Genomic DNA, 18,399 nt, shown 5'->3' on the forward strand with positions numbered 1-18,399 from the left:
CTCTTTCCAACCCTTCCCTGCTTCAAGGGAGGGGTCGGCCGAAGGCCGGGGGTAGGTCACGAGGGGGGGGCGCGAAGCGCCTGGGTGGGTCACCTGGCGTGATGGCGCATGCGCGGGTGTAGAGAACACGGGGGAGCTCCTCATGCAATTCCCCGCGCACTTGTGCTAATATCACACATATGCCGCTGCTCGATTCCGATCAAGTCTTCAACCAGAAATCCCAGCTTCCCGGCATGCTGGACGACATCGAGATCCGGCCGCTTTGGGCGGCTCGGTTCGACCTCCAGGTCGGCAACTGGAACCTGCCCAAGCTCGTCAACGACTTCTGGCGCGTCTACCAAAACGACGCGTCGGGAGGACGGCTGATCTCGGCGACGGGGACCATCGATCTGGAGCCGCACGCCGTCTATATCATCCCGGCGGGGCTGGAGCTTTCGAGCCGGAACGAAGAGCCGATCACGCAATTCTTCATACACTTCGAGTTTCGCGGCATCCCGCCGATTGCGTTCGAAGACATCTTCCCGGGTCCCGTGCGTATCCCCGACGATCCCTTGTTTTCACAGATGGTCTCGCGCCTTGGCGAACGCGTGGCGCGTGATGGCTGCGACGATGTGTCAGTCCAATGCATGATCAAGGGGATCCTTTACGAATCCCTGGGGCAGTATCTCGGGGCGCTCACTCCCGAGACGCTGGAGCGGTGCTGGGCGCGGGTGTCGCTGATCAAGCCGCTGCTGCCGGCGCTGCAATGGATCCAGGAAAATCTCGATCAGCGTATGACCAACGCCGAGATCGCGGCCCTCTGCCACATGAGCGAAGGACACTTTATCCGGCGGTTCCGCGAGGCGACGAGCCTTTCGCCGGTGCAGTATATCCTCAAGCGGCGTGTCGCCAGCGCGGCGCAGCAGCTGCTCTTCACCAGTGACAGTATCGACCAGATCGCCGAGCAGAACGGCTTCGCGGACCGGTTCTATTTCTCGCGGATCTTTCTGCGCGAAACCGGCCGTCCCCCCGCCGCATTTCGCCGCGGACACCACGGCTAACTCCGTCTTCTCCCATATCGCTCCCCAGTCGCCGTGCAGGATCGTCCATATTTTTGCGCCAATCCTCTATTGGCGGCCTCGCCGCGCCGTGATAAAATAGTCACGAGTGGGATTTTGTCCCATGCGGCGAATTTTTATAGGTCAATGAGGACATGTGATGACGGATATCGATGCAATATTGCCGCAGCTTCTGAGCCTGTCGCACGATCTGGGCGACGCCGGCCGCCAGTGGGCGATTTTGGGCGAAGGCAATACCTCCGCGCGTCTCGGCGAATCGTCGTTTCTCGTGAAAGCGAGCGGCTCGCAGCTGCGCACGCTCGCCGCCGATCAGCTGGTGGAAGTCTCGTTCGCGCCGCTTCTGGAGGCGCTGCATAGCCGCGAAGTATGGACCGACGACCAGACGCGCGATTTGCTGCGCGCCTGCTGCGTGCATGAGGGCGTTCGCACGCCGAGTGTCGAAACGATCTTTCACGCCGGACTTCTGAGCCTGCCCGGCGTCAGCTTCGTCGGGCACACGCATATCACCAGCATCAACAGCCTGCTCTGTTCCCGGGGCGGCTGGGATCTGATGCAGCAGCAAAAGCGGCTGTTTCCGGACGAAGTCGTCGTCTGCGGCGTTGCGCCCTGCTGCGTGCCCTATGTCGATCCCGGCCTGCCGCTCGCGCGAACCATTTTGGAGCGCGTCGAGGAATTCATCGGGCGGTATGGCGCGGTTCCCAAAACGATCTATCTCCAGAACCACGGCTTTATCGCGCTCGGAGCGAGCGCGTCCGAAGTTCTCAGCATCACGCAGATGGCGGACAAGTCCGCGCACATCCTGATCGGCGCCATCGCCTGCGGCGAGCCGATGTTTATGAGCGACGCCGACGTGTCCCGCATCGCCAGCCGCCCCGACGAGCACCTGCGCCAGCGCGCGCTTGGCCTCAAATAAGAAATTTCACAGACGAAGGAACCCGAAGATGACAAAGAAAGTGATCCTGATCGCGAGCGGCGACTTGCGAACGTCGGCGAACCAGACATGCGAGGCCGCGCAGGTGGCCATGGAGGCGCAGATCGTCGCCGCCCTGGAGCGCGCGGGGGTGTCCGTGGAGCGCGGTCACTCGTTTGACCCGAAGAAGGGGCACGGCTTTATCGACAGCCAGAAATACGGGATGGAAGTCTTTCGCGGCATTGATCCCGAAGCGCCGCTGATCGTCGCCGAAGCCGTCTGGCAGTACAGTCACCATGTGCTGCATGGCTTAGTGACGCACAAAGGTCCGATCCTGACAGTCGCGAACTGGAGCGGAACCTGGCCGGGGCTTGTCGGCATGCTCAATCTGAACGGCAGTTTGACCAAGGCGGGCGTGAACTACAGTACGCTCTGGAGCGAGGATTTTACCGACGAGTTTTTCCTGAAGGGGCTGCGCCAGTGGCTCTCCGAAGGCGTCGTCACTCACGATACTAGCCACGCCAAGCCGTTTGAAGCGAGCGCCGCGCCGGCGGGCGCCGTTCAACTGGGCGCGGACTTCGGACGCGCGCTGAAGACGCGCAAGGCGATCATGGGCGTCTTCGACGAGGGCTGTATGGGCATGTTCAACGGCATCCTGCCCGACGATCTGCTGCACGCCACCGGTGTTTTCAAAGAGCGCCTTAGCCAGTCCGCGCTTTACGCCAAGACGCTGACCGTGGGCGATGACGAAGCCCAAGCCGTATACCAATGGCTGCTGGACAAGGGCATGACCTTCCACTTCGGCCCGGACGAGACCACGGATCTGACCGAAGCGCAAGTCCTGCTCCAGTGCAAGATGTATATCGCCGCCCTGCGCATCGCTGACGAGTTCGGCTGCGACACCATCGGCATTCAATATCAGCAGGGACTCAAAGACTTGGCTCCCGCATCGGACTTAGTGGAAGGCTTGCTGAACAACGTCAGCCGTCCGCCCGTCACGCACGAAACAACGGGCGAGGAGCTTTACGCCGGCGAGGCGCTGCCGCACTTCAACGAAGTGGACGAAGCCGCCGGGTTAGATGCTCTGGTCACCTATCGTCTGTGGCGCGCGCTGGGCTACTCGCCAGAGACCACGCTGCATGACCTGCGCTGGGGGCGGCAATATACGGGCGCTGGCATCGACGCTTACGTCTGGGTCTTCTTGATCTCCGGCGCGGCGCCGCCCGAGCATTTCATCGGCGGCTATGCGGGAACGTCCAGCGAGCGCCAGCCTCCGATGTACTTCCACCTTGGCGGCGGTACGGTCAAGGGGATCAGCAAACCCGGCGATATCGTCTGGAGCCGCATCTATGTCAAGGACAACGCGCTCAAGTGCGACCTGGGTCTGGGTGAAGTGGTGGAGCTGCCGAAGGAAGAGACCGACGAGCGCTGGAATCTCACCACGCCGCAATGGCCGATCATGCACGCCGTTTTGCAAGGCGTCACGCGCGATCAAATGATGGCGCAGCACAAGGCGAACCATATCCAAGTGGCCTATACGCCGGACGCCGACGCCGCTCAGCGCGCCCTCTACGCCAAAGCCGCCGCGCTTGAGGAGCTTGGGATCGCCGTCACCCTCTGCGGCGTCTCCTAAGCGTTATACGACAAAAAGCCTCCTTGGATTAATCATCCAAGGAGGCTTTTTTCGTGGGAGAACTCTCTCGCCGATTTAATTCCTTAGACTACGGCTTGGCCGCTTCCGCACGGATCGCCTCGATTACTTCCATTTTCATATTCGCGGGCAGATCGCTGTCCTTGAAGGAACTCTCGATCCTGCCCAGGATTGCCGGTGTCAGCACGACGCTTGGCGCGCGGCTGCCGACGATGAACATCTTCGGAAGACTCTCGCGGATTTGCTGCTGCTGTTTAGGCGTCAGATCGCCAAAGCGGCCTGTCACACCGTTGACTTTGACGGGAGTCGTCGGCTTCAGGTCGGTCGTGCTGAGTTCGATCTTGCTCCCGTTGATATCCATTGAGATCTGCTGGGTGCTGAAGATCTTGACCCCGGGCTTGCCGTCATCTTTCCGTGAATCCGTGGAGATGATGCTCGTGATCGCCGTGGCCGGCAGCGCCGGGATCGCCACCATCACCTCACGCAATTGCGCTTGCTGCTTGGGTGTCAGGTCGCCGAAGTATTTGGCGACGCCGTTGACCTTGACGACAGTCGTCGGCTTCAGCGTGTCACCGCTGAATTGGATCTTGTCCCCATTAATGTCCATCATGACTTCTATCGTGTTGAAGGTTTGCGTCTTGGTGATCTCGCCGTTCGAAACGACTTTGGCCGGATTTGAAGAGTAAGCGTGGATAGGAATGAGCGTCGTTAGCCCCACGATCGCCGCGCCAAAGGCGCGTGCGGCCAGCATGCGCTTGTTGAGAAAAGTATTCGTCATTTCCATGGTCTCCTTTGGCTGAATAGCCATTTGCGTGAGAGATACGCGCTCTTCCAAGAATGAGAGCACGTTTGCGTATTTGCATTGAGGTTTGCGAGGCCGCCATGCAAATTGGGGTGAAATCGTTGGACGTTATGGTGTCGTTTCGGCGATGTCCAGGAGCCGGCGAATCTCCGCTCGCTCTTCAGGCGTCGCCGGAGTGGCTTGCAGCGCACGCAGCGCCAGCGGCTGCTCGGCGCCGAAGAATTGCCGCAGCAGAGCTTCCGCCATCACGAGACAGGATCGCTTCCGAGTGGCCAGTCGATTTCGCAAGTTAACCTCCTTTCGTACGAATTGATTCGTATTTTTACTGCGTTTACGCGCCGTTTGACATTTTAAGCGCATGTCAAAATACAGAGCCAATTGGCCTACACTTGAAATCGTACGAATGAATTAGTACGAACTGATTCGTATATTACCACAGCTTTCCCCGATTTCAACGCTTCTGGGCGCTCGCGCAAAAATAATTCGTGATAATTTTGCTGCGCGAGCGCCTGGCGAGATGCCTCAGACGTCTGTGATTTTCTATTTCATCTTGGTTTCGATAGTGCTGGTGTCGATGCTATAGATTTGTTTACCATTGGATGCGATCAGGCGAACGCGATGATGTGCGGCGTCGAAGTAAGCCCCGCTGATTGTGTCATTCAAAGAGAGGGCTCGGTAAGCGTGTATTTTAGAAAAGGCTAGCCGCCAAGGAGAAATTTTTGTTTCTTTCACTTTTGCATAGAGAAACACGTCCGGGTCTAAGTCGCCGGAATAGTTCTGGCCGACAATGACGACAAATTGCGGCGTTAAGCCGGCGCCATATTTGAATGTGCTCACAGTGTGCAAATGCCACTCTTCCCAAAAAGCCGATTCCGCCCATTTTGTGATCTCTGAGATTTTCTGCGCGGACTGAGGAGGACGACGCTCAAGAGCGAGTTTCATCAGTGTTTGTTTATTAGGAGGAGCGGCGTAACATTGCTGCAGCGAAGCTGCGTTGAGAAGCGCAAGAAATGCGGCCGCTCCAACAGTTTCGCGCCATCGATGAACGTGCATCAGAAAGAACCCTTTCTTCGCGGCCATATTGCTTCTTTTAGATACTGCATTTCACGCAAGAAACGTCACGATTGGGTAGAACGAAATCAAATAAGTCTAGGAAGAATACCCAGACTTGATCCGGGAGGATCGACGCCTATGTGTGGGTCTTCTTGATTTCGGGAGCCGCGCCGCCCGAGCATTTCATCGGCGGATACGCGGGAACGTCCAGTGAGCGTCAGCCACCGATGTACTTCCGCCTCGGCGGCGGCACCGTCAAGGAGATCAGCAAGCCGGGCGATATCGTCTGGAACCGCATCTATGTTGAGGACAATGCCCTCAAGTGCGATCTGGGCCTCGGCGAAGTCGTGGAGCTGCCGAAGGAAGAGACCGACGGCCGCTGGAATCTGACCACCCTGCAATGGCCGATCATGCACGCCGTTTTGCAAGGCGTCACGCGCGACCAGATGATGGCGCAGCACAAGGCGAACCATATTCAAGTGGCCTACACGCCGGACGCCGACGCCGCCCGCAAGGCGCTCTACGCCAAAGCCGCCGCGCTTCAGGAACTCGGAGTCGCCGTCACACTCTGCGGAGTTTCGTAAAAGCCAAAAACATGGACAGCCGGCGCGGAGAAATTCTCCGCGCCGGCCTGTTTTCTCGCCGAGGTATGTTATGCGGAGGCTTTACGGCTTGGCCGCCGCCTGCGCCATTGCGTCTGCGATGAATTTCGCCTTGACATCTGCGGGCAGGTTAGAGGCTTTGGCGGATCTCACGATCGTGCTCACCATTTCGGGCGTTAGCGGCGTGTTCGACAAGGCCCCATGGAAGATCGCCGTATTGGGTATTTGCTCGCGAATCTGCTGCTGCTGCTGGGGAGTCAGAGCGCCGAAGAGCCCCGTCACGCCGTTGACCTTGACCGGAGTGTCCGGCTTTAGATCGATTATGCTGAGCTCGATCTTGCTGCCGTTGATGTCCAGCACAATCGGCCCCGTGGTGAAGAAATGGACTTTTGCATTGGCGCCGACGGCGGGTATGGAGGCGATGATGCTCTTGATATCATTCGGATTCGCGGTTGCGCGCAGCATTTGCTGCTGCTTGGGGCTGAGATCGCCAAAGCGCCCCACGACGCCGTTGACTTTCACCGGCGTATTTGGCGTCAGGTCGGAGCCGCTGAACTGGATCTTGTCCCCATTGATATCCATCATGGTCTCACGTGAGGTGACAGTGCTGACGTCTCCCCCCTGCGGGTGTTGGGTTACGCGCAGCATCTGCTGCTGCTTGGGGGTGAGATCGCCAAAGCGCCCCACGACGCCGTTGACCGTCACCGGCGTATTAGGCGTCAGGTCGGAGCCGCTGAACTGGATTTTGTCCCCATCGATATCCATCATGGTTTCACTTGTGGTGAAGGTATCGACGTTTACCAACTGCGCAGGCGCGGCTCCAGCCGGCGGGTTTGCGGAATAGCCGAGGACCGGCAGGAGCGTCCCGATGCCGATTATCGCCGCGCCAAGTATCCGCGCGTTGTTGAACCATGGGGCGCTCTGCTGTGAAACGGAAGCGGTCAGCATGCGCTGAATGAGAGTATTCGTCATTTGATCGGTCTCCTTTGGCTCAATAGCCATTTGTGTGATAGATACGCGCCTCTTCAAAACTGAGAGCGCATTGGTGTATTTGCATCGAGACTTACGACGCCAAAATGCAAATTAGGGTGAAGCCGCAGGCCGTGGCTGCGGCGTTTCGGCGATGTCCAGGAGCCGGCGGATCTCCGCTCGCTCTTCGGGCGTCGCCGGCGCGGCTTGCAGCGCCTTCAGCGCCAGCATTTGCTCGCCGCTGAAGAATCGCCGCAGCAGAGATCCGGCCCTTGCCGGAAAACGGCGCGCTCGATTGTCCCATGGCTGCCGCAATTTAACCTCCTTTCGTACGAATTAGTTCGTATTTTTGATGCGCGTTCGCGAAGCTTGATGGCGCAATTCAGTTTGTCCTATACGTTCGTTCGTACGAATGAAATAGTACGAATGTATTCGTATGATACCATACCTTTGCTCGATTTCAATTGTTTTTTACGCCGAGTAAAATTATTTTGCGTTTGTTGGATATCGTTTTGCGGAAAGTGACGCCACTATTGGGTAGAACGAAAGCAGACGGACTGGAAAGCATCTCCGTCCTGGTTCGGGAGGATCGAAACCATTAGAAGTTTATTTCGTCGCGCGGGCGCTGTGCTGACCGTCGCCTGTCTTCTCCTGTCTTTAGCCGGCGCTCGCGCCCAAACGCCGTCCGTACTTCCCAATCCTGCAGACGCCGCATTTTATGAGTATGACGCCACAGCCTCGTTTGATGTGACGGAAACGCCAATGGGGATGCAGGACGGCGCGACCGTCACACGCGTTACCTATCCTAGCCCCGTGGTGACACCGTATCCGGAGAACAACACCGTCACTGCGTATCTGTTTCTCCCTGCTGGAACCGGACCGCATCCCGCGATGGTGGTGCTGCATGAGTGGAACCCTCGGTCGACACGTGCGGGCTTTGGGCTGGCGGGCGCCGCCGCACGGGCCAATGTTGCGGCTCTGGTGATGGTGGAGCCGTATAGTCTGAACCGGAGGGCTCACAACCCGAAAGGGGACGATCCGGCGATCCTGAGCGGGAACCTGCCGGAGATGGTGGGCGCGCTTCGTCAGGCGGTGCTCGATGCGCGTCGGGGGCTGGATTATCTGTCGCGGCGGCCGGACATCGATCCCAAGCGGCTGGGTGTCGGCGGGATCAGTCTGGGGGGCGTGCTGAGTGGTTTGGTGACGAAGGTGGACCCGCGCGTGCAGGCGACGGTGACTCTGGTGGGCGGCGCCGATTTTGCGCGGGGTTTTTGGGTCGGTTTACTGACGCGGAAATATCGGGGGCGGATTTTACGGGACGGCTACGACTATCCCGCGTATTTGCGCGCCATGACGCCGTTCGACGCCGGTCATTGGCCGCGCCCGATCGATCCCGCCAACGCCTTGATGATCGACGGTCGGTACGACCTTGTGATTTTGCCTCAGGGCGCCAGGGCGCTTTCCCAGGCGCTTGGGGATACGAAGATCGTATGGCTCAACTCGGGGCACTATGGAGCGAGCCTGAGCGCGAAGCCCGCCGGGAACCTGGCGACCCGATTTCTGCGCGCCCGGTTCTTTGGCGAGCAGGCGGCGTATCATCCGCCGGACACGCTGCCATCCAAAACGATTAAGCTCGGAGTGCTGCTCGGCGGCCACGAAGGACTCAGTCCCGCAGCCGCCTATCAGGTCATCAATTTTGACCGAGCGGGACGGTACTCGGTGGACGGCCAGCTGACACTGCATGGCCTTTCGGCGGGATTGTCGGCGCGTCTGAACCAGACGCTTTCGTTAGGACTGGAGTTTCCGCTGTTTCACGGCGACGTTAAGCCGAAGCCTTATCTCCTGGCGCACATCGTATTGTAGTCGCTATGCCGCTCTGTCGTACGCTTGTCCGTTACCGTCGAACATATGGGTGAGGCGGTCGCGTCCCAGGTTCTTGGAGCAGTAGAGCGCGGCGTCAGCCGATTCTATCAGGGCTTCCGGAGTAGCAGCGCGCTCGCAGATCGTCGCGGCGCCGATGCTCACCGTGATGGGGCGCTTTGGCCACTCCGCGCCCGAAATGGCCTGCCGGAACCGTTCGCCCACGACACGTGCTTCGTGCTCGTCCGTATTGCGCAGGATCACGACAAACTCCTCGCCGCCGTACCGGGCCACGGTGTCGGTGTCCCGCGCGTTCTCGCGCAGAAGCCGGGCGACTTCAATCAGTACGACATCGCCGGAGGGATGCCCATATGTATCGTTATACGATTTGAAGTGATCGACATCGATCAGCAGCAGGGACACTTGCGGACAGCCGCTGGAATACGGACTCCATTCGCCATGCAGCGTTTCCTGGAACATCCGATGATTGGTGATTCCCGTCAGGCCGTCGGTGGTCGCTAGTGCGTGCAGGCGCTCGTTCGCGTGCTCCAGCGCATACTGGCTCGCCATCAGTTCGCGCTGTCCGGCGATCAGCTCTTCATTCTGCGCTTCCAGCATTTCCCGGCTGTCCTGAATCTCGCTTTGGCTGGCGATAAGCTCTTCGTTTTGCGCTTCCAGCCGGTCCTGCATCCGGTGGAGCAGTGAGTTGCGCCTCCTCAGGATCGGAATGAACACCAGGCCCAGCAGCACCGCCGCTCCCGCCAGGATGAGCAGAGTTTTGAACCACCACGTCTGATAGTAATGGGGCAGCAGGAGCAGTGAGACATCAGCGCCGGCAGTCCACTTGCTGTCCGTATTGGCGCAGCGCACCTGGAAGCGATAACGCCCTGGCGGCAGGTTCGTGTAGGTCGCCGTTCGTGTCCCTTCGGTCTCCCGCCAGTCTTTGTCGAACCCTTCCAATTTGTATTGGAAGTGCAGATGGGCGGTGTGCCGGTAATCCAGCGCGGTGAAGCGCAGCTGAGCGTCGCCGTCGCCGGGAGGAGCCTGGATGGGCGACATGTTCGCGTAACTGCGTCCGTTGATCGAGATCTGTTCGATCAGCACCGGAGACGGCTGCGTGTCCATATTTCCCGAATCGATATACACGACTCCCTGCATTCCGGAGAACCAGAGGTCCGCGTAACGCAAACGCGCTGCGGACATGGCCCGGCCGGTATAAGCCTGGCCGGCGGACGCGCCGTCCGACGCGCCGAATGGAAAGCAGCGCACGGGGCCGTGTCCCCGGTCCATGCGCTCATCGAGTTCATCCAGGCTCATGCGAAAAATGCCGCGTGAACTGCCGATCCACAAGTTGCGCCGGTCGTCCTCCAGGATCTGGTAGACCCCGTCGGAATAAAGCCCCTCCCGCATGCTGATCGTTCGGAATACGCCGTTCTTGCAGCGTGTCAGTCCGCCGCCCTTGTGACCGAACCAGAGCACGCCGTCGGTATCGGCGTACATCGCGACAATGGGAATGTTCGGCACGCCCTCCGTGCTGCTGAAGGTCTGCACACGGTCGTGCTCCACGCAGTAGAGATTGTTTTTACCGCTCGCCCAGAGCCGGCCCGCGCGGTCGACAATTGCGGCGAAGATCGGATTCCCGGCTGTAGAAACTGGGACCACCATGCTGTGGCCGGCGCGTGTGCGGACGAACTCATGGTCGCCCATGACCCAGACGTCGTCGTTTGAGCCGACGGCGATGGCGCCGGCGGAGCCAACCAGCGCGTTGCCGTACTTGTCTCCGACATCCACGGTCTTGTCGCCGATCAGCTGCCGGACACGCCCCTTCCATAATCCTAATATGGCTCCGTTGGAGGTCTGGCAAAGCGATGTGATCTGTGTCGAGGGACCTCCGATGCGTTTGAATGGCCCGAGGACCGGTCCCATGTTTTTGTAGAGGCCGGCGGCGCCCGCGGAGGCCCAGAGGCGGTTCCCGGCATCGGCGAATAGGCACTCGATCGGAGCGCTGGGCAATCCTTCCCGCGTGGTGAACGTGCGGCAGTTGCCGTCGCGCAGTCCGTCGAGTCCGTCGTCCGTTCCTACCCACACGCCCCCCTGCGAGTCGCGAACCGCGCAGATCGGGTAACCCGCCAGTCCATCGGGCCTGCGGATACACACAAATGACTTGTTGACCTTGAGGCCGATGCCGTCATACGGATGATCGTCGCTGCGTTTTTTGCCGTAACGGCAGATCAGGGCGCCGTCCGCGTTGATATCGATGCCGCCGAGAACTGTTCCGACCCAGTCGGGGTTTGCCGTGAAGCGGCCGTTTCGGTACTGGTAGAGCGCGCCGCCAATCAGCGCCCAGACGTCGCCCATCCCGTCGATTCGGATCGTAGAGCGGGCGCGTGTCTTGGGCTGTCCAGGGATCGGCTTCAGCGCCGAGCCATGGATCGTGTACGCGCCGATGTCGGTCCCGACCCAAAGCTTGCCCGACGCATCGCATTGCATGGATTGGATCGCGTGCGCACGCCATACGTCGGAGGGCACGGAGATGTGCTCAATCCTGCCGTCGCGGATTTCCAGCAGGCCGCCGTCGTCCTGTTCCACCCAGAGGGATCCGGTCGGCCCCACGGCCCAGTGGCGCACCACGAGTTGCCCGGCGTAGTTGGCGATGCTGAACTCTTCCTTCAGCTTCCCGTCTACGTTTCTGTAGAAGGCGCCGCTTTCCTCCGCCCACAATCTCCCGCGCGCATCGAGCTGGCAGGTGACGCGCACTTCGCTTTCGATGTCCGATGCACGAGTAACGTTGACGGCGACGCCGTTCTGAAGCCGGGAGATGCCGCCGGTGCCGGCGGCCCACAGAACGCCGTCCGAATCTTCGAGTAATTGCTCGATTCCATTGGTGGCGAGGCCGGGGGTATTGTGGGTGTCGAAGGTAGTGAAACGGTCGCCGTCGAATCGCGCCAATCCATCTTGAGTGGCGAGCCAGAGATATCCGTCTCGGCTTTGGAGGATCGCGTTGACTTTGTCCTGCGGCAATCCGTTCGAAGTACGCCAGATGGTATTGACGCTCGATTTGAGCGAAAACGGCGCCGCGTGCAGAGGCGCCGCAAGACAGGTCAGTAATGTCAGAGCTGCGATCAGTATCCGCAGCCCACAAATTGTCCGGCGATCCAGCATGAAATCTCTCGCGTCAACGTCCTTGAAGGTTAGCAAAATTATCGGCTTACACCGAAACAATCATTACTCTCGGCGCGAATTCCTGGTAATTGGAGCCGCCAGAGTGATACGCGCGCTGCTTTTCGTTGTAAAATAGAGGGAAGTGAGCAGCAGAGGCGTTAATGAACGACATCGCAGCAATACGAAAGCAGATATTGGAAGCATTTGCCGATGTGGCGCCGCCCCCGCCGGAACGCTTGATTGCGCATCAGAAAGGGCGCTTTGACGATTACACAGTTGAGGATCGTCGGTATTATCTTTCAGAGGACCTCGTAGGTATTATCGACGATTCTCAAAATGATGAGAATGAAGCAATCTACCTTCCTATCGCCATTGAGCCGAACGAGCATTCTGTTTACTATCAAGGCGTGGATGCAAATCTTGAAGCACTTGCCGCAATTCTTTCTCGCGAGCAGGTTTTGGCGGCTGCGGCGTTTTTGGGATTGATACTTGCGGCGAATCGATCTTTTGAACCTTTCAGTGTGGCGCGCGAAGTTTTCAGGGCGGCGCGCGCGATGCGGCTGTGCTGGAGCCGGGAGGGCGGCCCGGACGCCGACGCGTTTGCGGAGTTCGACTGGAAAATGCGCCATTTCGAATATCCTGTATCCCCCGATCCGCACATTGCCGCTTTGGTTGATGAAATCCGTTTGGCCTTTCACGACACTCCGTATCCAGGGGACAACAACCTGAGCGGATCGGATCAAGGCAGTGAGGCGGCCGAAATCGCATTAGAATTTCGCGGTGTAGACTGGCGGACCATTCATCCAAGATTGCTGGAATGTAATTATGCAGCCACATCATTCTTGACAGACGAAGGACTGCGGTATTTCATCCCTGCGATTCTGATTGCGGATCTTTTAGGCGGCATTGAAGGGTCCAATGTCGAGCCCGCTTCCGCACTGACACATTATTTTACGTATCCCAAGACAGACGCTGATAAAGCTGCTTATCTCCAAGCGCTGGAGACAATGCCCGTGTCCGAAGATTTTGCGGGAGGCGTTACGCGTGAGCAAATGATCGATATTCTGATGCAGGACTATGCTCGTCGTAACGAAACCGACTGGTATGCATACGGCGTCAACCGAATGTCAGGTTTTTCACACTCGGAGCGCAAAGCAATCATTCACTATCTGGAATATGCCGCCGAGCAAGATGAATACGAGGCGCCGAAAATTCAGGAAGCGCTGGAGCGATATTGGCGGCCGAGCGTAAGCAGCGAACTTGATTTCAGTGTGTTCGAGGAGAAGAAATGACGGGCTTGTGGACGGTAACGCTGTTTGGGGGATTGCGGGCGACGCGCGGGACGGAGGTGGTGGACCGGTTTCGGTCGCATAACATCGCCGCCTTGATGGCGTACCTCTGCCTGTTTCCCCGGCTGCATTCGCGCGAGGAGCTTGCGGACCTGCTGTGGCCGGACGCCGAGCTGGAGGCGGCGCGGACCAACCTGCGCACCGCTATCGCCTCGCTGCGCCGCCAACTGGAGCTGCCGGGGGATATTGCGGGGAGCATTCTGATCACGCAGGGCCGCGCTTCCATCGGCGTGAATCCCAACGCCGTGGCGAGCGATGTGGGGCGCTTTGAAAGCCTGCTGCGCAGCGCCGCGCGGCCGGAGAAGAGCGTCGACCAAAAGACGGAGCTTTTGTGCGAAGCTGTTGGGATCTATGGACAGCCGCTGCTGTCCGGGTTTTACGAGACCTGGGCGCTGACCGAGCGCGACCGTCTGGCGGAGGCGTACTGGAGCGCGCTGCGCGAGCTGGCCGGGCTTTATGAGCTCAGCGGCCATCGGGACAAGGCGCTCGACTGCGCCCGCCGAGGGGTGTCCGCCGATCCGCTGCGCGAAGAAGCGCACGCCGAGGTTATCCGCTTGCTGGTGGCTTCGGGACAAGCCGCTGTTGCCCGCCGTCAATTCTCCGACCTGGAGCAGCTTCTCGAAGCGGAGATGGGGCTGGAGCCTTCCCCGGAGACGCGAGCGCTGCTCGACGCCGCGCCGGAGGCTCCGGCGTTTGTCTTCGCCAAGCCGCCCGCGCCCGTGGACTCGCCGAAACCGGAGCCGGACACACCTGCGACGGAACCCGTTTTGGTGCGCAAGCCTTCGCGCCTTCCCCTCACGATGACCCAGTTCTTCGGGCGCGCCAAGGAGCGCGAGGCGCTGGCGGGCCTGCTGCGCTCCGGAACGCGGCTGGTGACGCTGAGCGGCCCCGGCGGATCCGGCAAAACGCGTCTCGCCATTGAGGTGGCGCGCGATTTGCACGAGATCTTTACCGGCGGCTCCTGGTTCGTCCCGCTGGCCGATGTGCGCGACGCGCATCGGATTTTGGATGCAGTCGCCGAAGCGCTGCCCGTCGTCCGTTCTCGCGCCGTGCTGCCGTTCGATCAGATCGTGGAGACGCTGGCGCGCCTTGGCCCCTCTGTCCTTGTGCTGGATAACTTTGAACAGCTCGCCGAGACAGGCGCGAATGTCGTGCAGCAGCTTCTGGGAGCCATACCCGACCTCTGCTGCCTGATCACATCCCGGCAGCGCCTTCTGCTGGACGGTGAGCGAGAGTTTCCACTCGCGCCGCTTCCGACCCCGAGAACGCCGGGCGCGCCCGAGCGTCTTCTGGAGTTCCCCAGTATTCAATTGTTCGTGAACCGGGCGCAGGCTGCGCGTCCCGACTTTCAATTGTCCGCGCGCAACGCCGCCGCGGTCGCGCTGCTTTGCGATAAGCTGGAGGGCATTCCCCTGGCGGTCGAGCTCGCCGCCGCGTGGGCGCAGACACTCAGCCCTGCGCAAACCCTGGAGCGGCTGGACCGGCGCTTCGATCTTCTTGTCTCCCGCCGCCGCGATATCCCCGGCCGGCATCAGACCCTGCGGGCGACCGTGGAGTCCAGCTATCAGCTTCTGCCCACGGCGACCCAGCGGTTTTTCGCGCAGCTCGGGCCGTTCCGGGGCGGCTGGACTCTGGACGCCGCCGAGGCCGTGAGCGGCGATCGCGACGCCATCTACCACCTGACGACCCTGCGCGAGCATTCTCTTGTGCTCGCTTCGGAAGACGCGCCGATGGACGATTCCGACGATCCCATGATGCGTTACCAGATGCTGGAGACGCTGCGTGAGTTCGCCGACGAACTGACGGCGGACGCAGATCAGCGGCAGGTGCTCTGCGAACGGCATTACCAGCATTATCTGACCCTGGCTCAGGCGGCGGAGCCGGGCCTCCATGGTCCGAAGCAGGCGTCCTGGATCAAGCGGCTGCATGCGGAGCGGCACAACACACGCACCGCGCTGACGTGGGCGGCGCAGTACGACGCGGAAGCGGGACTGCATTTAGCTTCGGTGCTGACCCGGTACTGGGAGGCGCGCGCGTTTTTGCGCGAAGGCGGTTTGTTCATGGAGCAGCTGCTGGCGGCGAGCGCCGGAGAAACGCCGCTGCGCGCGGACATTCTGTTCAAGTCCGGGCGCTTCGCATGGTATCTGCGCAACTGGGATCTCGCTCGCGTTCGCTTTGCGGAAAGCATTGCGATGTACCGGTCGCTGAACGATCCGGCGGGAATGGCGCTGCCACTCGCCGCGTCGGCCGGTCTGCTGCTGATGAACGACGGTGATGGGATGGGGGCGTATCAGGCGCTGGAGGAGGCGTGGCGCTGCACGGAAGTCACCGGAGATCTGCGTCCGCGTCTGGAGATTTATGAGTGGCGAACGGTGATGGCCTGCGGGATGGAGGATTACCCCACTGGGGAACACCATGCACGGGAGTGGCTGGCCCTGGCGCGCACCCTTGGCGATCGCACTATTGAGGTCGCCGCGTTATTCTGGCTCGGACTGCTCGCGACAAATCTCGGAGAGCCCGATCGCGCCCGTCCTCTTTACGAGCAGGCGATCGCTGTTTCCAAGACCGTGGGCGAAACCTTTTGGGGATCGGGCGCCTGGTTTGGCCTGGGGCTGGCCGAACTCCTGGCTGGCGACTCCGTGCGAGGACGCGACTGCGTTCAGCAGTCCTACGATCTGCTGGGCGACCGAGGTTATCAGTTCGTACACCACTATCTTCTTCAGGCGCTTGCCTATATCGCCTCCGCCCAGGACGACGCGCCGCGCGCCGCGCGCCTTCTGGGCGCCGTGGAGCACCTGCGCCGGACGGACCAGACCCTGCGGGCATCGATCATCGGGTGCATCTTCGATCCTTACGTCGAGCGCGCTCAGACGGCGCTTGGCGAGGAAAAGTTCGCAAAAGAGCAAGGAGTGGGGGCCGGAATGACTTTGGACGAAGCGCTGGCGTACGGGCTAGCGAAGTAAATTTCATTCTCAGCGCCGGGCGCAAGGGCGAAAAATGTTTGAGGTAATCACCTCCCATATGCAATAATAGAAACAGCATTTGCGAATTTGGAAAACGCCGTTTCGCTTCAGGCCTGCCAAAATTCTGTAGATCTCAGTGTTGGAGGCGAATTATTCGATGCGGCCAGAACGCACTCGCGCACATTATATTGAGAGTATAAGCAAAAATTTTGTCGAGCGTTTCATTATCCTTAAAGGTCATGTCGTAGATAAACCCGAAGCGGATTATGGTTATGATATTGTCATGACCACGTTCGATTTCAAGAATGACCTGAAGTTCTCAAAGGGTGAAGTAGAAAATTGCGCAATCTATATACAGCTGAAAGCAACTGACACATTAAACATTCTTGTGTCTCGGCCAGATACAATCAGCTTTGAAATTACTCGAAAACACGCTAATTTGTGGGCGTCAAATCCGATGCCCGTCATTTTGATTGTTTATTCCGTCGTGCGAAATGAAGCCTACTGGCTGCATATGCAACCGTATCTGCACTCATCCAAATTTAAGTGGCCCGAAAATGAAAATCAAGAGAAAATAACAGTTTATATCCCGCTTCAGAATATCGTTGACGAAGACGCAATAGAAGGTTTTCGACAATCCAAAAATGAGATCGTTGCAAGGGCAATTAAGGAGCTTTACTCCGATGCTTGACACATATAACCAACTGGACATTTCGTACGCACAATTAAAGAAAGTTCTAAGCTCTCTTGGTTTTGCGCAAAGAGTCACGTCTGCCTTCACGGCTTTTAGAGATGTTGACCATGATGCAATGATTATGCTTCCGCTTATGGCGAACCATGACCTTGTCGGTGAAGCTCATCTCATTGCAGTTAACAACACTATTGTGGGCAAAGGGATCATTTCTGAAGAAGACCTCCTTTCTCGATTCCAAGAAGCAGTCACAGATGATAGTTCATATTATGGTTCTAGCAAGGCAGTGGAGGCTAAAGCCACCGGTGCAACAGTGAAGACTGGGGCGAAAGCCAAGATAGCGGCGGGGAGCGCACTGTCTCAAACGAAGTCATCGGCTAAAACGATGCCCAAGGGAAACACGACTTTTGCTGGGAAAGCGCTTGTTACTGGACGAACATCTGTGATATCCAAAATAGAAGCAAGTGGTACGAAAGCTGCTTCCGGTAGAGCAAGCGACAATAAGCCGATACCTGGGACCGGTGTTCCTATCGGTGGGCAAACGAAGAGAAAAAAGTGATTGGCTGTTTTACTGATGATAAGTGTGAAATTGCTGCTGCTGTCTTGAAATCGGAAGAATAAAAATTCTTCCGATTTTTTTTGTGTTTGCGCCAAGTACACGCTTCCGTACACGCTATGTACACGACGCCCTTGTATGATGGGTCTGTCAGCGGCTTGGGGCGAGGGGCGAAATCCTCCCCAGAGACGCGATAACCCATACACGATAAGGACAAATCACATGAACAACATAGCTGACAGTATGGTCGAGACCGACGCTTCGCTGGGCGCTTATATGATCCCGAGCGGAATGGGACCGTTTTTCGACATGGGCGATCATCGCGGACGCTTGAAGGTCGGCGCGGACGCCACGGCGGGGGCATTTATCTTCGCCGAAGTTCATGCGGATCAGGGCGGCGGCGTTCCTCCGCATATCCATAGCCGTGAGGATGAGACGTTCTATATTTTAGAAGGACGCTTCGCGTTCCAGATCGGTGATGAGACGGTGATCGCCAATGTTGGCGATACGGTATTTGCCCCGCGCCGAGTGGCCCACGCATGGTTCTGCGTCAGCCCGGGCGGCGGCCGCGCCACTCTGCTGATTACGCCGGGACGCAACTTCGAGGAATTTGTGACGGCGATGGCTCAATACGGCTTTGTTCCCAAGGAAGCGATGTCCGGCCCAGACGCCGCGAGCTTTGTACGTCTGGCCGCGCGTCACGGCATTGAAATGCTGCCGCATGCACTGCGCGACAAATAAACACGGGTTAAACACGGATCAAAGGAGATCGG

General features: G+C 58.9%; 16 protein-coding genes. 10 read left to right on the forward strand and 6 right to left on the reverse strand.

Annotation, left to right across the window (positions count from 1 at the left end):
• Window positions 1-179: 179 nt before the first annotated feature.
• The 3 genes from ABIZ35_RS06035 (at window position 180) to ABIZ35_RS06045 (ending at window position 3,601) form a co-directional block, all read left to right on the forward strand.
• Window positions 180-1,040, forward strand: coding sequence for an AraC family transcriptional regulator (locus tag ABIZ35_RS06035; protein ID WP_348218975.1), 861 nt, complete (start codon window positions 180-182; stop codon window positions 1,038-1,040).
• A 157-nt stretch (window positions 1,041-1,197) separates the two neighbouring features.
• The gene (locus tag ABIZ35_RS06040; protein ID WP_348218976.1) at window positions 1,198-1,971 is read left to right on the forward strand and encodes a class II aldolase/adducin family protein; all 774 of its coding nucleotides are present in this window, start codon (window positions 1,198-1,200) and stop codon (window positions 1,969-1,971) included.
• 28 nt (window positions 1,972-1,999) lie between these two features.
• Window positions 2,000-3,601, forward strand: a complete 1,602-nt coding sequence (locus tag ABIZ35_RS06045) for a fucose isomerase (RefSeq protein WP_348218977.1) — start codon at window positions 2,000-2,002, stop codon at window positions 3,599-3,601.
• A gap of 88 nt (window positions 3,602-3,689) precedes the next feature.
• Here the strand turns inward: ABIZ35_RS06045 and ABIZ35_RS06050 are convergent, their stop codons facing one another.
• From ABIZ35_RS06050 to ABIZ35_RS06060, 3 genes are all read right to left on the reverse strand, one after another.
• Window positions 3,690-4,397 carry a hypothetical protein gene (locus tag ABIZ35_RS06050; protein WP_348218978.1) on the reverse strand — a complete coding sequence of 236 codons (708 nt, stop codon included), beginning with the start codon at window positions 4,395-4,397 and terminating at the stop codon, window positions 3,690-3,692.
• A gap of 132 nt (window positions 4,398-4,529) precedes the next feature.
• Window positions 4,530-4,709 carry a hypothetical protein gene (locus tag ABIZ35_RS06055; protein ID WP_348218979.1) on the reverse strand — a complete coding sequence of 60 codons (180 nt, stop codon included), beginning with the start codon at window positions 4,707-4,709 and terminating at the stop codon, window positions 4,530-4,532.
• A 252-nt stretch (window positions 4,710-4,961) separates the two neighbouring features.
• Window positions 4,962-5,501 carry a hypothetical protein gene (locus ABIZ35_RS06060; protein ID WP_348218980.1) on the reverse strand — a complete coding sequence of 180 codons (540 nt, stop codon included), beginning with the start codon at window positions 5,499-5,501 and terminating at the stop codon, window positions 4,962-4,964.
• A 113-nt stretch (window positions 5,502-5,614) separates the two neighbouring features.
• Here ABIZ35_RS06060 and ABIZ35_RS06065 point away from each other — a divergent pair, with 113 nt between their 5' ends.
• Window positions 5,615-6,058, forward strand: a complete 444-nt coding sequence (locus ABIZ35_RS06065; RefSeq protein WP_348218981.1) for a hypothetical protein — start codon at window positions 5,615-5,617, stop codon at window positions 6,056-6,058.
• 81 nt (window positions 6,059-6,139) lie between these two features.
• On the opposite strand, the gene ABIZ35_RS06070 is transcribed toward ABIZ35_RS06065, so the two are convergent.
• Together ABIZ35_RS06070 and ABIZ35_RS06075 are read right to left on the reverse strand one after the other, a co-directional pair.
• Window positions 6,140-7,048 carry a hypothetical protein gene (locus ABIZ35_RS06070; RefSeq protein WP_348218982.1) on the reverse strand — a complete coding sequence of 303 codons (909 nt, stop codon included), beginning with the start codon at window positions 7,046-7,048 and terminating at the stop codon, window positions 6,140-6,142.
• 111 nt (window positions 7,049-7,159) lie between these two features.
• Window positions 7,160-7,360, reverse strand: a complete 201-nt coding sequence (locus ABIZ35_RS06075; protein WP_348218983.1) for a hypothetical protein — start codon at window positions 7,358-7,360, stop codon at window positions 7,160-7,162.
• Between the two features lie 312 nt (window positions 7,361-7,672).
• On the opposite strand from ABIZ35_RS06075, the gene ABIZ35_RS06080 reads away from it, so the two are divergent.
• Complete coding sequence (locus ABIZ35_RS06080; protein ID WP_348218984.1) at window positions 7,673-8,908, forward strand: hypothetical protein; 1,236 nt, start codon at window positions 7,673-7,675, stop codon at window positions 8,906-8,908.
• 3 nt (window positions 8,909-8,911) lie between these two features.
• Here ABIZ35_RS06080 and ABIZ35_RS06085 read toward each other — a convergent pair whose 3' ends face one another.
• Window positions 8,912-12,067: a diguanylate cyclase gene (locus ABIZ35_RS06085; RefSeq protein WP_348218985.1), complete on the reverse strand. Its 3,156-nt coding sequence runs from the start codon at window positions 12,065-12,067 to the stop codon at window positions 8,912-8,914.
• A gap of 161 nt (window positions 12,068-12,228) precedes the next feature.
• Here ABIZ35_RS06085 and ABIZ35_RS06090 point away from each other — a divergent pair, with 161 nt between their 5' ends.
• The 5 genes from ABIZ35_RS06090 to ABIZ35_RS06110 all read left to right on the forward strand — a co-directional run bounded on the left by ABIZ35_RS06090 (window position 12,229) and on the right by ABIZ35_RS06110 (window position 18,367).
• The gene (locus tag ABIZ35_RS06090) at window positions 12,229-13,359 is read left to right on the forward strand and encodes a hypothetical protein (protein WP_348218986.1); all 1,131 of its coding nucleotides are present in this window, start codon (window positions 12,229-12,231) and stop codon (window positions 13,357-13,359) included.
• Window positions 13,356-16,379, forward strand: a complete 3,024-nt coding sequence (locus ABIZ35_RS06095) for a BTAD domain-containing putative transcriptional regulator (RefSeq protein ID WP_348218987.1) — start codon at window positions 13,356-13,358, stop codon at window positions 16,377-16,379. The genes ABIZ35_RS06090 and ABIZ35_RS06095 overlap by 4 nt, the downstream gene beginning before the upstream one ends.
• A gap of 157 nt (window positions 16,380-16,536) precedes the next feature.
• A complete protein-coding gene (locus ABIZ35_RS06100) occupies window positions 16,537-17,070 on the forward strand; it encodes a DUF4365 domain-containing protein (protein WP_348218988.1) in 534 nt (177 codons plus the stop codon).
• The gene (locus ABIZ35_RS06105; protein ID WP_348218989.1) at window positions 17,063-17,629 is read left to right on the forward strand and encodes a hypothetical protein; all 567 of its coding nucleotides are present in this window, start codon (window positions 17,063-17,065) and stop codon (window positions 17,627-17,629) included. Before ABIZ35_RS06100 ends, ABIZ35_RS06105 begins: the two co-directional genes overlap by 8 nt.
• Before the next feature lie 219 nt (window positions 17,630-17,848).
• Window positions 17,849-18,367 carry a cupin domain-containing protein gene (locus tag ABIZ35_RS06110; protein ID WP_348218990.1) on the forward strand — a complete coding sequence of 173 codons (519 nt, stop codon included), beginning with the start codon at window positions 17,849-17,851 and terminating at the stop codon, window positions 18,365-18,367.
• Window positions 18,368-18,399 lie beyond the last annotated feature (32 nt).

Source organism: Capsulimonas sp., from assembly GCF_039929585.1.
In the GTDB taxonomy this organism is placed as follows: domain Bacteria; phylum Armatimonadota; class Armatimonadia; order Armatimonadales; family Capsulimonadaceae; genus Capsulimonas.